Here is a 13,165-nt window from a genome sequence, read left to right on the forward strand (position 1 = left end):
GCGACGTTGATTGCGAAGAAGGCCGGTGCAGCCAGCACCTACACCTTCGACGTCCATCTGCAGGGCGACAACGAGACGGTGTTCTTCGACGTCTAGCTGGTCGCGTCTGCCTTTGCCCGCCGTGAGCGGCGCGCAAATCCCGCATTGAAAGACGACCAATCCGCTGTGCGCCTTCGCCGCAGCGGATTTTGCTTGACCATACGCAATCGATTATATAACACTATTGTTATATAACCGATGCGAGATCAAGTATGGCCAACCTCGATGCAGCCTTTTCCGCGCTCGCCGACCCGACCCGCCGGGCGATCCTGGCGCGTCTCGCGTTAGGCGAAGCGACGGTCATGGAGCTGGTCGAGCCGTTCGAGCTGACCCAGCCCGCGATCTCCCGCCATCTCAAGGTGCTCGAGGGCGCCGGCCTGATCGTGCGGCGGATCGAGGGCACCAAGCGGCCGTGCCGGCTCGCGCCGACGGCGGTCACCGAGATCGATCAATGGCTCGGCATGCTGCGCCGCGCGCTGGAAACCAATTACGACCGGCTGGACGGAGTGCTGGCCGCCATGAAGCCTGAGACGTGAAGGGTGTCCCCATGAGCAAGATGACGCTGAAGACCGAAGGCGACCACACCATCGTTGTCGTCAGGCGCTTCATCGCGCCTCCGGAGGCGGTGTATCGCGCGCACACCGAGCCGGAGCTGCTGCAGAAATGGCTGCTCGGTCCCGATGGCTGGACCATGCCGGTCTGCATCAGCGAGCTCAGGCCCGGCGGCAAGATCCGTTTCGAATGGTCAAATGGCAAAGGTGGCGACTTCTATCAGACCGGCGAGTATCTCGTGCTCGAGCCGTTCAGCCGCATCGTGCATGTCGGACGGATGCATCTGCCCGATCCGACGCCGGACAATCATGTCGAGACGCGCTTCGCGCCCGACGGTGGCGGCACTGTGATGACCATGCGGATGACGCTGCCGAACGCGGAGACGCGCGCGGCGATGCTCGCGACCGGCATGGAGCACGGCATGGAAGACAGCTATGCTCGGCTCGACCGCATGAGCTGAACCCGATGTGAGGGACAATGCGCGACCGATTCCTGACCGGTCTGATTGGCTATCCGATCGCGCATTCGGCGGCGCCTGCGATGCACGAGCGCGCCGCCACAGCGCTCGGCGTCCGCTGCCACTACCAGCTGATCGAGGTGAAGGCGGCCGGGCGCGACGAGCTGCGTGCGATGCTGGAGGGCATCAGGCGACTCGGCTTTGCCGGCGTCAACGTCACCTTTCCCTACAAGGAGGCAGTGGTCGATCTCATCGACGAGCTCGCGCCGGATGCGCGCGCGATCGGCGCGGTCAACACCATCGTCGCCCGTGACGCGCGGCTGGTCGGTCACAACACCGATGCGACCGGATTCGCGCGTGCGATCGAACCGCGGCTTGCGTCAGCGCCGCGCGGGCCGATCGCGCTGATCGGGGCCGGCGGCGTCGGCAAGGCGATCGCCTTCGCGCTCGCCGGCCTCGGCGTTGCCGGGGTCAGGATTTTCGATGCCGATGCCGCCAAGGCCGCGCAGCTTGCGGCCCAGTTGGCCGATCGTCATGCGGTGCACGCCGCCAGCGTCGCGGCGGCGGTGGAAGGCGCGGCAGGTCTCGTCAATGCGACGCCGGTCGGCATGCTGCCGAGCCGCGACACGCCGGTGCCGGACGCGCTGCTGCATCCGTCGATGTGGGTCGCCGACGCGGTCTACACGCCGCTCTGGACGCCGCTGCTGACAGCCGCAAAAGCGAGAGGCGCAAGTGTGCTGACCGGACGCGACCTCGCGATCAACGCATCGGCCGATGCGTTCAAGCTGTTCACGGGACTGGAGCCGCCGCATGCTGTGATGGGAAATGCGTTCGACGCCGTGATGGCCGCACGCTACGCTACGCCCGCCTGAGGGGCGGAGACACATAATGACAAAAATCAGGATCGGTCTGGCCGGCTGCGGCTTCGTGTCCGAGCTGCACATGTATGCGTACCGGCGCGTCTATGGCGTTGATGTCGAGGTGAGGGCGGTCGCGGCGCGCGGCGATCATGTCAATGCCTTTGCCCGCAAGCACCGGATTCCGAACGCCTATCGCAGCTTCGCCGAGCTGATCGCCGACCGCGAGCTCGACGTCATCGACATCTGTACGCCGCCGAACCTGCACGCCGCGATGATCGTCGAGGCGATGCAGGCCGGCAAGCACGTGATCTGCGAGAAGCCGTTCAGCGGCTATTTCGGCCGTGAAGGCGACAAGGCGCCGATCGGCAAAAATGTGCCGAAGGCTCTGATGTATCAGCGTGTCATGGAAGAGATGGAGGCAACGCGCGCCGCGATCGAAAAGACTGGCAGGCTGTTCATGTATGCCGAGGACTGGATCTACGCTCCGGCGGTGACCAAGACCGCGGAGATCATCCGCGCCACCGGCGACAAGATCCTGTTCATGAAGGGCGAGGAGAGCCATTCCGGCTCGCATGCGGCGCATGCCGCGGAGTGGGCGATGACCGGCGGCGGCTCGCTGATCCGGATGGGCTGCCATCCGTTGTCTGCCGTACTCTATCTCAAGCAGGTCGAGGCCCGCGCGCGTGGCGAGACCATCACGGTCGCGAGCGTCACCTGCGATGTCGGCAACGTCACCGCCGGCCTCAAGCCGGAGGAGCGCGCCTATATCAAGGCCAATCCGGTCGATGTCGAGGATTGGGGCACGCTGACCGCGACCTTCTCGGACGGCACCAAGGCCACGGTGTTCTCCGGCGACATGATCATGGGCGGCGTGCGCAATCTGATCGAGACCTATACGAGCGGCGGCTCGCTGTTCGCCAACATCACGCCGAACACGCACTTAACGAGCTACCAGACCTCAGAGGAGAAGCTCGCGAGCGTCTACATCACCGAGAAGGTCGACCGCAAAACCGGCTGGCAGTACGTCTGCCTCGAGGAGGAATGGACCCGCGGCTACTTGCAGGAGATCCAGGATTTCATGGAGTGCGTAGCAACGGGCCGGCAGCCGCTCGCCGATCTCGCGCTGGCGTATGAGACGACGAAGGTGAATTACGCCGGCTATTGGGCGGCGGATGAGGGCAGGCGGGTAGTGTTGTAGCCGCGTGCGAGGAGCCGCGTGATTGCTCTGTTCTCGCTTGCTTATGCTAGACCCGTCATCCTGAGGTGCGAGCGGAGCGAGCCTCGAAGGGTGCGCGGCCCCGCTGGTTGCCGTCGATCCTTCGAGACGCGGCCAAGAGGCCGCTCCTCAGGATGACGGGACTAAGCTCCCAACGTGCTGCAAGAGCCGGAAATCTACGCCCCGTACACTGATCCCTTCGGCAACGGAAACACCGGATCCTGCGTCCGGATGTTGGTCGGCCACACCACGGTGATGCGCTCGCCGGCGTTCTGCATCACGACCGGGGTCGAGCGCTCGTTCTGGCCGGACATCGGCGTGCCCGGCGGATAGAATTTCACGCCATAGCCCTGGATGGTGCCGCCCGGCGGGATGTCGACGTCGAGCGCCGCCTTGCGGATGGCCTCGGGATCGAAGCCGCCATATTTCTCCTTGGCGACCGGCAGTACATTGTTGAGCAGGACCCAGGTCTGGTTGAAGCCCATCGAGCAGTGCGGCGGCACTTCGGTGGCGCTGGTCTTCTCGCGATAGCGCGCGACCATCACCTTGGTGAGGTCGCCGACCCCCGGCGCGAGCTTGGCCGGATCGAGCAGCTGCGCCGGCACCGGATCGATGTTGCAAAAATTGTCGATGTCGGCGCCGAATGTCGTGCGCAACTTGTCGAGCTGGCTGTAGCCGGCGCCGGCGCCGAACAGCATCTTGAACTTCAGTCCGCTCTCGCGCGCCTGGCGCAGGAACAGCGTGATGTCGGGGTTGTAACCGGCATGCGAGATGATGTCGGCCTTGGCGCGCTTCAATTTGGTCACCAGCACCGAAAGGTCGGGCGCGGAGGCCGAATAGCCTTCCTTGAGCACGACCTGAAGTCCTGCTTCCTTCGCGAACATCTCGTCGGCTGCGGCGACGCCGACGCCGTAGGGGCCATCCTCATGGATCAGCGCGACCTTGACGTCCTTCGGCTCCATGCCGAGCCTGGCCTTGGCGTGCTCGCCGAGGAAGCCGCCGAAGGCCTGGCCGTATTGGTCGGAATGGATCTGGGCGCGGAACACGTATTGCAGGTTCTTGTCCTTGAACACGGCGGTCGAGACCGCGGTCGTGATCCAGAGGATCCGCTTCTGCTGCTCGACCTTGGCGGCAAGCGGCACCGCGTGCGAGCTCGCGAATACGCCGTTGAGGATGTCGACCTTCTCCTGGTCGATCAGCCGATTGGCCTCGTTGATCGCGACATCAGGCTTGCTCTGGGAATCGACATTGACCGGCGCGATCTTGTATTTGCCGCCGACGCCGCCCTTCTCGTTGACGAGATCGATCGCGATCTGGGTGCCGATCGAGGAGGCGACCGAGCCGCCGGCCGCGAACGGGCCGGTCAAATCATAGATCACGCCGATCCGGACCGTCTCGGCCTGCGCCTGCGCGCGTGTCCAATCGAAGCTGAAAGCAGCGGCGGCAGCCGCTGAAGTCTTCAGCAGTGTCCTGCGTGAAGTCGGCATCGCGTCCTCCCCTGAAACCGTCGCTTGTGTGACGGGTTTATTTTTCGCGGAGTATTGGGAGCAGGCGGCGGAATGTCAACGCGGCTCGCGGGTGCTGCGGCTCGCTCATTGGTAGGGGGAGCTCGCCTTTCTTACGTCGTCCCGGCGTAAGCCGGGACCCATTGCCCCGAATGCAAATTGTTGTGCGACGCTGGAGCCGCAGTCCCTCTCACAACACGACCCTGTGGTTATGGGTCCCGGCCCCCGTGCGCAATTGCGCACTAGGCCGGGACGACGACGGTGGTGGACTGCGTGAGCCTACTCCATCACCGCGGCATGATCCGACGGCGCCGACTGCGCGCGCAATGCGGTCTTGGTCGAGCCGATCATCAGCGCGAGCGGGATCGAGACCAGGATGAAGATCATCACCAGCTGATAGTCGTGCGAGAACGCGATGATCTGCGACTGTGCTGCCACCATCCGGTCGGCCATCGCACGGCCGGCGTCGGTGTTGAGGTTAATCATCCCTGACACGTCGGGCATCTGCAGCGCGTGGTTGAACGGGTTGATCTGTTCCGACAGTTTCGCGTAGATCCGCCGTCCGCCTTCCGTCAGCTGCGCGATCACGATCGAGATGCCGACCGAGCTCGCGACGTTGCGTAGCAGCGTCAGCATCGAGGTGCCGTCGGTGCGCAGATGGTTGGGCAGCGTCAGGAACGCCACCGTCGACAGCGGAACGAAGACGAGGCCGAAGCCGAAACCCTGGATCACGCTGACGACGATGATCTCGTTCGCCTGCGTCATGTCGGTCCAGCCGGTCATCTGGAACAGCGACGCCGCGGTCAGCCCGAGGCCGGAGATGATCAGCGTGCGCGCCTCGATGTAGCGCATCAGGCGGCCGACCAGCATCATCGCGACGAAGGTGCCGAAGCCGCGCGTCGCCAGCAGCAGGCCGGCAGTGATGATCGGATAGCCGACCACGTTCTGCAGGTAGGGCGAGGACAGCGCCATGGTCGAATACAGCACGAGCCCCATCACCGTCATGAACACGCAGCCGCCGAGGAAATTCTTGTCCTTGAACAGCGCGAACTGGATGAACGGCCGGCTGGTGGTCAGCGAATGGGCGAAGAAATAATAGAAGCCGACTGCGGAGATGATGAATTCGATCATGATCTCGTTGGATTCCAGCCAGCCGAGCTGCTCGCCACGGTCGAGCGCGAGCTGCAGCGAGCCGATCGCGATTGCGAGGGCGCCGAAGCCGAACCAGTCGAAGCGCAGATTGAGGTCCTGCTTGGTCTCGTCCATGAACACGGCAAGGCCGAGCACGGTGATCGCGCCGAACGGCAGATTGACGAAGAACACCCAGTGCCAGGAATAGGTCTCGGTCAGCCACGCGCCCAATGACGGCCCCATGATCGGGCCCATCATCACGCCCATGCCCCAGATCGACATCGCTTTCGCCCGCTCATGCAGCGCGTAGGAGTCGAGCATCACCGCCTGCGACAGCGGCACCAACGCGGCGCCGAACACGCCTTGCAGCAGGCGGAACAGCACCATCTGGTTGATGTCCTGCGCCAGGCCGCACAGCACCGAGGCGAGGGTGAAGCCGGCCGAGCAGATGATGAAGATGCGCTTGCGGCCGTAGCGGTTGGCGATCCAGCCCACCGGCGCGGTCATGATCGCGGCCGCGACGATGTAGGAGGTCAGCACCCAGTTGATCTGGTCCTGCGAGGCCGACAGCGAGCCCTGCATATAGGGCAGCGCGACGTTGGCGATCGTGGTGTCGAGCGCCTGCATGATCGTCGCGGTCATCGCGCAGATCGTCACCATGTTCCGGCGCATGCCGGGCACGGCTGATGGTGACGGTGCATTCATTCAGTTCAGTCCTGGTTCAGCGATCTTAATCGCCTCCCCCGCAAGCGGGAGAGGGAACGCGCTATCTCTGCGGTCGGCAAACACGACCTGAATTCGCAAGGTCTCTACTGGTGATCCGGGTGCGCGGAGGCCGAGCCCATTCCAAGCAGGCCGGCCAGCGAGCGGCGGTGGTTGGTGTCGATCGTCGCGTAGACGCTCATGCCGGCCTTCAGCTTCTTCACGAACGGATCGTTCTCGTCGAAATAGATCCGCACCGGCACGCGCTGCACCACCTTGACGAAGTTGCCGGTGGCGTTCTGCGGCGGCAGGATCGCGAACTGCGCGCCGGTGCCCGGCGACAGCGAGCCGATCTTGCCCTTGAACTGATGGTTCGGGAATGCGTCGACATCGAGCTCAACCGGCTGGCCGACCGCGACATAGGTGAAGTCGCTTTCCTTCGGATTGGCGTCGACCCAGGGATGGTCGACGTCGATCACCGAGAACACCGGCGCGCCCGCAGTGACGAAGCGGCCGAGCTGGATCTGGTCGACCTGGGTCGCGACGCCGTCCATCGGCGCGCGCAGCACGGTGTGATCGAGATTGCGCTGGGCGTCGTCGAGCTTGGCCTTGGCCTGGGCATAGGCCGGGAATTGCTCGATCGGCAGGTCGACATCGCCGAGCAGCTGCGTCTTGTCCTTTGAGATCTGCTGCTTGATGTATTGCGCCAGGCTCTCGGCGGTCACCTGCGCGTTGGCCGCGTTGTCGAGGTCGAGCTGCGAGCCGAAATTCTGCTTGGCGAGCGTCGACTTGCGCTCGACGTCGCGCTTCTTCAGTTCGATGCTCTGCTGGGCGAATTCCAGCATCCTGGTGTTGATCTTGATGTTGTCGACCAGCGTGTCATAGGTGGTTCTGGTCTGGTCGAGCGCGGCCTTGGCCTGCGCGACCGCGAGGCGGAACGGCACCGGATCGATCTCGAATAGCTCGTCGCCCTTCTTGACGTGCTGGCCTTCCTTGACGACGATCTTGTCGATCTTGCCGGAGATTTCCGGCGTGATCAGCACCTTCTGTGCGCCGACATAGGCGTCGTCGGTGCCGACATAGCGCCCGCCATTGAGATAGAACACGATGCCGCCGATCGCAGCCGCGGTCGGCAGCACGACGAGCAGCAGCACGCGGCGATAGCGCCGCAGTCCTGCCATCAGGCGACGGCGCGGCGCGCGGCTGGCCTTGCCGGCCGGCACGTGTGCGTCCGGATTGCTCTTCTGCTCGGGAGCCAGCTTGAGGACGGGTTCAGCCATAGCGCTGTTCCTTTCGGGAGGGTTCGCCGGCTGGGCTTTGGATGGCATTGCGAACGTTTTCCTTGATCGATTCCAATTGAGTGAGCAGGCGATGCGCATCAGCGGGGCTGATGCCCTCGAGCGCGGTCGCGGTGATTTCGGAGCGGAGGCCGGCGAGCTTGCCGAGCAGCGGGCGGGCGGCCTTCTTCAGATAGAGGCGGTTGACGCGGCGGTCGTTCTCGTCGCTGCGGCGCTCGATCCAGCCATTGTCGCAGAGCTTGTCGATCAACCGTGTCAGCGTGATCGGCTGCATCTCGAGCAACTCGGCGAGCTCGGTCTGCTTCATGCCCTCGTTGCGCTCGATCCGGAACAACACGGCCCATTGCGCGCGGGTGATGCCGTAGCGCGCGGCCTCCTTGTCGGCATAGACGCGGATCAGCCGGAACAGTTCGCCCAGCGTAAACATGAACTCCGTGTCCACGGAACCGCGCATCGATCGTACCTCCATAAGCTTGGAATATAATAAGCTTGCTTATTAATTCCGCACGTCGGGTTAACGGAGGGCTGCTCCGCATTGCGGGCATGGCTGCATGGCGGCGGGGTATTGGGTGGGGCCGGGCTATGGGAACGGGCGCGAAAATGCTACATATCGAGGCAATGAGCCTGGCCAAGCCGACATTTCCTGCCCCCGACCACGATCACGGCCGTTGCGCCGCGGACGCGATGGCGCATGCCGAGCAGGTCTGTGCCCGCCGCGGCCAGAAATTCACCCCGATCCGGCGTCAGGTGCTGCAAGCGCTGCTGTCGAGCCATCGCCCGCTCGGCGCCTATGAGGTGATCGACGAGCTGGCCAAGACGATGCCGCGTCCGGCACCGATTACCGTCTATCGCGCGCTCGACTTCCTGATGGAGAACGGCCTCGTCCACCGCATCGAGAGCCGCAACGCCTTCCTCGCCTGCGCCCACGACCATGACGAGGCCTCGATGGTGGCGTTCCTGATCTGCGACCATTGCGGCTCGGTCGGCGAGATCCCCGCCGCGCCTGTCGCGCAGAGCCTGACCGCCGCGGCGCGTGCCTCCGGGTTCATCCCGAAGCTCTCCGTGGTCGAGATCGCCGGCACCTGCGCGCATTGCCAGAAATGATCGAGCGCGGCCAAAGTCCTTACCGCGGCGTCGTCCCTGCGAAAGCAGGGACCCATAACCACCGTCCTCAATTGTTATACGACGCTGGAACGACAAGTCTCGTCCACAACACCGGCCGCGGCATATGGGTCCCTGCTTTCGCAGGGACGACGCAGTCCGCCTAACAACAACACGGCAGCAAGCCGGCCCGCGAGGAAACATGTCGACCCAAGCGATCACAGCCCCCGTCACCAGGCCCGTCAGCGTCGGCCACGGGCTGCCGCCCGGCGCCATCGCCGTGATGCTGATGCTGTGCGTGAGCTGGGGCTTCAACCAGCTCGCGGTCAAGCTCGCGCTGCCCGACGTGCCGCCGATGCTGCAGGCGATGATCCGCTCCGCCGGCGCGCTGCCGGTGATGCTGATCGTCGGGTGGCTGCGCGGCGTGAAATTCTTCGAACGCGACGGCACGCTCGTGCCCGGCCTCGTCGCTGGATTGATGTTCGGAATTGAGTTCGTGCTGATCTTCACCGGGCTCGTCTTCACCTCGGCATCGCGCGCTTCGGTGTTCCTCTACACCGCGCCGTTCTTCGTCGCGCTCGGCTCGCACCAGTTCCTCGGCGAGCGGCTGAGCGCAACACAGTGGAGCGGCCTGGCGCTGAGCTTTGCCGGCGTTGCGCTCGCGATCGGCGTGCCGCAGCCGAACGTCGATGCGAAGGTGTTGCTCGGCGATCTCCTGGTGGTCGGCGGCGGCGTGCTGTGGGCCGCAACCACGCTGGTCGCCAAGGGCACCAATCTGCGCAAGGCCGCGCCCGAAAAAGCGCTCGGCTACCAGGCCGCGGTGTCGGTTCCGATCCTCGGCTTCGCCGCCTGGATCTCGGGCGAGCAGATCACGCACATGCCGAGCGCTCTGTCGATTTCGCTGCTCGCCTATCAGGCGGTCTGGGTGGTGGGCTGCACTTTCGTGATCTGGTTTGCGATGGTGAAGACCTATTCAGCCAGCAAGCTGTCGGCCTTCACCTTCGTCACGCCATTGTTCGGCGTGGTCGCGGCCTATTTCATCATGCACGACACCCTGACGGCGGTGTTCGGCGTCGCCGCGCTGTTCGTGATCGCGGGCCTCTATCTCGTCAACAAGCCCGACCCGAAGGTGACGCCGGATCCGAACGTTCCGGCGTGAGGCCACGGTGCAAGGCGAAGCCCGCGGTCCGATGTTGATCTACATCAATGTTGCCACCAACATTCCGTGAAGCCTACCACGCGTGAGATGCCGTGGAGGCGCGCCGATGCCAATCGATGCCACCGATGCAATCGAAGCCGGAATCCGGTCCGCGTTCACCGCATATTCCAGAGAGGATGATCCGGACTGGCGCAGTTCGTGCTGGATCAAGCCGGATGAGTGCTCCCATTTGGCAAGGAGCATTCTGAAGGAATTGGCGGCTCGAGGCTTTGAGATCGTCAAGAAGCGGGCTTGAACGATGGTGAGATCCTGATCCGCCCGGCTCGAGCGGGCGATCCAGTACGCCGCGGCCTCTCGGCTCAAGCACTGGCGTCTCTGGAATACTGGATCACCCGCTTTCGCGGGTGATGACACCGCGCCGTTTGGCGTCTTGAATCGACCACCATCCTCATCGTCGTCCTGGCGAAAGCCAGGACCCATTGCCCAAATGTCGGTTGTCGCGCGACGCTGGGGCCGCTGTCCCGTTCATGTCCAAATGCGGTGGTTATGGATCCTGGTTTTCGCCAGGACGACGTTGGGGAGAGAGCGGTGCGCTCGCCACTACCCCCGCTCGATCGGCAACTCCGCATCCTTCGCCCATTCGCCCATCGAGCCGTCATAGAGCGTCAGATTGTCGAAGCCGAGCCGATGCAGCTGGAACAGGTCGATGGTTGCGGAGATGCCGCCGCCGCAATAGGCGACGATGCGCTTGTCCCTGGTGATCCCCTGCGCAGCGAAGGTTGCCTCGGCTTCCTCGAGCGGCACGAACGTCTTGGCCTTCTGATCGATCAAGCTCGCCGCCGGCACGCTGACGCTGCCGGGGATGCGGCCGGGTCGGCCGTAACGGCTCGGCTCCAGCCCCTTGTAGAATTGCGGGCCGAGCGCGTTGACGATGACGGTGTCAGCTTCCGTGGTGGCGGCGAGCACGTCATGCTTGTCGACGAACATGCCGTCCTTCGGCCGCGCCGGAAACGCGGCCTGCGGATAGCCGCCGGCAAGGCCAGTCTCGATGTCGCGGCCCTCGGCGATCCATTTGTCGATGCCGCCGTCGAGCACCGCGGCGCCCTCGAAGCCGAGCGAGCGCAGCATCCACCAGAACCGCGTCGCCCACATCGCGGTCCCGATCGAATACAGCACCACGCGGCTGTTGGCCGAGATGCCGTGGCGGCCGAACGCGGCCTCGAGCTGGGCTCTCGGCGGCATCATGAAGCGCAGATCGGTATGGGCATCGGAGAATTCGGCCTGCAGATCGAGGAAATTCGCGCCCGGAATATGCCCGGCCTCGAACGTCTGGCGGCCGGAGACGACAACATAGGGAATATTGCTGCCGGCCGGCGCCGGCTCCAGATAGGTGGTGCAGTCGAACAGCCGTAACTCGGGCCGGGTCAGGATCTCGGCAAGTTCCGCCGTGGTGATCAGCTCGCTATGATCGGCCATGTCACGTCCTCCCGGCATGTCTTAACGGGATGCTAAGATGCGCCGGATCACATGAAAAGCGGTCACTTTGCCCTTTGATTCACCCCAATTCGGCCCAATATAGCTGACCATGCAGGACGCCGCTGCATGGCTTGCGTTTGGCCTCAATCGGCGCCATAAGCTGTTGAATTCACTCCGAAACATGACCGTTTGGCCTGCCTCGCGCGCGGCCCATCGCCCCCTTGGTGAATGTCACCAAAACCTGATATTCGAGACGCCATGAACAAGCCCGAGATTTTGCCGCAAGACGACGTCGCCGGTCCCGCACCGCGGCACCACACCACGCAGGTCATGGTCGGTAACGTCGCCGTCGGCGGCGGTGCGCCGATCGTCGTGCAGTCGATGACCAACACCGACACCGCCGACATCGATGGCACCATCGCCCAGGTCGCCGCACTGTCGCGTGCCGGCTCCGAAATGGTGCGCATCACCGTCGACCGCGAGGAAGCCGCGGCCGCCGTGCCGCACATCCGTGATGGCCTGCGCAAGCGCGGCATCACCACGCCGCTGATCGGTGATTTCCATTACATCGGCCACAAGCTACTCGCCGAGTATCCGGCCTGCGCCGAGGCGCTCGACAAGTACCGCATCAACCCCGGCAATGTCGGCTTCAAGAACAAGCGCGACACCCAGTTCGGCGACATCATCGAGATCGCCAACAAGAACAACAAGCCGGTGCGCATCGGCGCCAATTGGGGCTCGCTCGACCAGGAGCTGCTGACCAAGCTGATGGACGAGAACACCGCGTCAGCCAATCCGCGCGATGCCCGCGCGGTGACGCGCGAGGCGATGGTGCAGTCGGCCTTGCTGTCGGCGGCCCGCGCCCAAGAGCTCGGCATGCCCAAGAACAAGATCATTCTCTCGGCGAAGGTCTCGGCCGTGCAGGACCTGATCGCGGTCTATCAGGAAGTCGTGCGCCGCTCGGATTATGCGATCCATCTCGGCCTCACCGAGGCCGGCATGGGCTCGAAGGGCATCGTGGCCTCTTCGGCCGCGCTCGGCATCCTGCTGCAGCAGGGCATCGGCGACACCATCCGCATTTCGCTGACGCCGGAGCCCGGCGGCGATCGCACGCTGGAAGTGCAGGTCGCGCAGGAATTGCTGCAGACCATGGGCTTCCGCACCTTCGTGCCGCTGGTTGCTGCGTGCCCGGGTTGCGGCCGCACCACTTCGACCACGTTCCAGGAGCTGGCGCGCTCGATCCAGGATTTCATCCGCGACGAGATGCCGGCCTGGAAGACCAAATATCCGGGCGTCGAAGAGCTCAACGTCGCCGTGATGGGCTGCATCGTCAACGGCCCCGGCGAATCCAAGCACGCCAATATCGGCATCTCGCTGCCCGGCACCGGCGAAGCGCCGGCTGCGCCGGTGTTCGTCGACGGCAAGAAGTTCCGCACCCTGCGCGGTCCGGGCATCGCCGCCGACTTCAAGGCGCTGGTGATCGACTATATCGACCAGAAGTACGGCGCCGGCGCCAAGCTGCCGGAGACGGCGGGCGCCGCGGAGTAAATTCACTCCGCTCTCGCCCCACACTCAGCCGTCGTCCCGGCCTAGTGCGCAATTGCGCACGGGAGCCGGGACCCATAACCACCGGCGGTGGTTATGGCGCGAGATGGGCATTACGAACCTT

Annotated in this window: 13 protein-coding genes and 1 pseudogene; 9 read left to right on the forward strand and 5 right to left on the reverse strand. The window is 64.3% G+C overall.

What is annotated here, in order from left to right; genetic code table 11:
• The 5 genes and pseudogenes from JQ616_RS39480 to JQ616_RS30010 form a co-directional block, all read left to right on the forward strand.
• Positions 1-96 (forward strand): annotated as a pseudogene (locus tag JQ616_RS39480) (protocatechuate 3,4-dioxygenase subunit alpha); the annotation flags it as partial.
• Between the two features lie 155 nt (positions 97-251).
• Positions 252-575, forward strand: coding sequence for an ArsR/SmtB family transcription factor (locus JQ616_RS29995; RefSeq protein ID WP_212020948.1), 324 nt, complete (start codon positions 252-254; stop codon positions 573-575).
• A gap of 11 nt (positions 576-586) precedes the next feature.
• Positions 587-1,051, forward strand: coding sequence for an SRPBCC domain-containing protein (locus tag JQ616_RS30000; RefSeq protein ID WP_212020950.1), 465 nt, complete (start codon positions 587-589; stop codon positions 1,049-1,051).
• A 17-nt stretch (positions 1,052-1,068) separates the two neighbouring features.
• On the forward strand, positions 1,069-1,920 hold the full coding sequence (locus JQ616_RS30005) for a shikimate dehydrogenase (protein WP_212020951.1): 852 nt from the start codon (positions 1,069-1,071) through the stop codon (positions 1,918-1,920).
• Between the two features lie 16 nt (positions 1,921-1,936).
• Positions 1,937-3,106, forward strand: a complete 1,170-nt coding sequence (locus JQ616_RS30010) for a Gfo/Idh/MocA family protein (protein ID WP_212020952.1) — start codon at positions 1,937-1,939, stop codon at positions 3,104-3,106.
• A 194-nt stretch (positions 3,107-3,300) separates the two neighbouring features.
• Here the strand turns inward: JQ616_RS30010 and JQ616_RS30015 are convergent, their stop codons facing one another.
• The 4 genes from JQ616_RS30015 to JQ616_RS30030 all read right to left on the reverse strand — a co-directional run bounded on the left by JQ616_RS30015 (position 3,301) and on the right by JQ616_RS30030 (position 8,214).
• On the reverse strand, positions 3,301-4,611 hold the full coding sequence (locus JQ616_RS30015) for an ABC transporter substrate-binding protein (RefSeq protein ID WP_050404758.1): 1,311 nt from the start codon (positions 4,609-4,611) through the stop codon (positions 3,301-3,303).
• Positions 4,612-4,908: 297 nt separating this feature from the next.
• Positions 4,909-6,465, reverse strand: a complete 1,557-nt coding sequence (locus tag JQ616_RS30020) for an MDR family MFS transporter (protein ID WP_212020953.1) — start codon at positions 6,463-6,465, stop codon at positions 4,909-4,911.
• Between the two features lie 104 nt (positions 6,466-6,569).
• Positions 6,570-7,742 (reverse strand): HlyD family secretion protein, encoded by a 1,173-nt coding sequence (locus tag JQ616_RS30025; RefSeq protein WP_212020956.1) that lies wholly within the window; start codon positions 7,740-7,742, stop codon positions 6,570-6,572.
• Positions 7,735-8,214 carry a MarR family winged helix-turn-helix transcriptional regulator gene (locus JQ616_RS30030; RefSeq protein WP_249137468.1) on the reverse strand — a complete coding sequence of 160 codons (480 nt, stop codon included), beginning with the start codon at positions 8,212-8,214 and terminating at the stop codon, positions 7,735-7,737. Before JQ616_RS30030 ends, JQ616_RS30025 begins: the two co-directional genes overlap by 8 nt.
• A gap of 164 nt (positions 8,215-8,378) precedes the next feature.
• Between JQ616_RS30030 and JQ616_RS30035 the strand changes: the two genes are divergently transcribed.
• The 3 genes from JQ616_RS30035 (at position 8,379) to JQ616_RS30045 (ending at position 10,315) form a co-directional block, all read left to right on the forward strand.
• Complete coding sequence (locus JQ616_RS30035) at positions 8,379-8,864, forward strand: Fur family transcriptional regulator (RefSeq protein ID WP_212021650.1); 486 nt, start codon at positions 8,379-8,381, stop codon at positions 8,862-8,864.
• A 199-nt stretch (positions 8,865-9,063) separates the two neighbouring features.
• Entirely contained in the window at positions 9,064-10,020 is a 957-nt protein-coding gene (locus tag JQ616_RS30040; RefSeq protein WP_212020960.1) for a DMT family transporter, read from the forward strand.
• A gap of 106 nt (positions 10,021-10,126) precedes the next feature.
• Positions 10,127-10,315 carry a hypothetical protein gene (locus JQ616_RS30045; RefSeq protein WP_212020961.1) on the forward strand — a complete coding sequence of 63 codons (189 nt, stop codon included), beginning with the start codon at positions 10,127-10,129 and terminating at the stop codon, positions 10,313-10,315.
• Positions 10,316-10,620: 305 nt separating this feature from the next.
• Here the strand turns inward: JQ616_RS30045 and JQ616_RS30050 are convergent, their stop codons facing one another.
• Positions 10,621-11,496 carry a sulfurtransferase gene (locus tag JQ616_RS30050; RefSeq protein ID WP_212020962.1) on the reverse strand — a complete coding sequence of 292 codons (876 nt, stop codon included), beginning with the start codon at positions 11,494-11,496 and terminating at the stop codon, positions 10,621-10,623.
• Between the two features lie 258 nt (positions 11,497-11,754).
• Between JQ616_RS30050 and ispG the strand changes: the two genes are divergently transcribed.
• A complete protein-coding gene (gene ispG / locus JQ616_RS30055; protein ID WP_212020963.1) occupies positions 11,755-13,044 on the forward strand; it encodes a flavodoxin-dependent (E)-4-hydroxy-3-methylbut-2-enyl-diphosphate synthase in 1,290 nt (429 codons plus the stop codon).
• Positions 13,045-13,165 lie beyond the last annotated feature (121 nt).

It is taken from the genome of Bradyrhizobium tropiciagri (assembly GCF_018130545.1).
GTDB lineage: Bacteria > Pseudomonadota > Alphaproteobacteria > Rhizobiales > Xanthobacteraceae > Bradyrhizobium > Bradyrhizobium tropiciagri_A.

Coding starts and splice junctions, on each gene's coding strand:
- JQ616_RS29995 (WP_212020948.1), top strand. CDS start 252: ATGGCCAACCTCGATGCAGCCTTTTCCGCGCTCGCCGACCCGACCCGC.
- JQ616_RS30000 (WP_212020950.1), top strand. CDS start 587: ATGAGCAAGATGACGCTGAAGACCGAAGGCGACCACACCATCGTTGTC.
- JQ616_RS30005 (WP_212020951.1), top strand. CDS start 1,069: ATGCGCGACCGATTCCTGACCGGTCTGATTGGCTATCCGATCGCGCAT.
- JQ616_RS30010 (WP_212020952.1), top strand. CDS start 1,937: ATGACAAAAATCAGGATCGGTCTGGCCGGCTGCGGCTTCGTGTCCGAG.
- JQ616_RS30015 (WP_050404758.1), bottom strand. CDS start 4,611: ATGCCGACTTCACGCAGGACACTGCTGAAGACTTCAGCGGCTGCCGCC.
- JQ616_RS30020 (WP_212020953.1), bottom strand. CDS start 6,465: ATGAATGCACCGTCACCATCAGCCGTGCCCGGCATGCGCCGGAACATG.
- JQ616_RS30025 (WP_212020956.1), bottom strand. CDS start 7,742: ATGGCTGAACCCGTCCTCAAGCTGGCTCCCGAGCAGAAGAGCAATCCG.
- JQ616_RS30030 (WP_249137468.1), bottom strand. CDS start 8,214: ATGCGCGGTTCCGTGGACACGGAGTTCATGTTTACGCTGGGCGAACTG.
- JQ616_RS30035 (WP_212021650.1), top strand. CDS start 8,379: ATGAGCCTGGCCAAGCCGACATTTCCTGCCCCCGACCACGATCACGGC.
- JQ616_RS30040 (WP_212020960.1), top strand. CDS start 9,064: ATGTCGACCCAAGCGATCACAGCCCCCGTCACCAGGCCCGTCAGCGTC.
- JQ616_RS30045 (WP_212020961.1), top strand. CDS start 10,127: ATGCCAATCGATGCCACCGATGCAATCGAAGCCGGAATCCGGTCCGCG.
- JQ616_RS30050 (WP_212020962.1), bottom strand. CDS start 11,496: ATGGCCGATCATAGCGAGCTGATCACCACGGCGGAACTTGCCGAGATC.
- ispG (WP_212020963.1), top strand. CDS start 11,755: ATGAACAAGCCCGAGATTTTGCCGCAAGACGACGTCGCCGGTCCCGCA.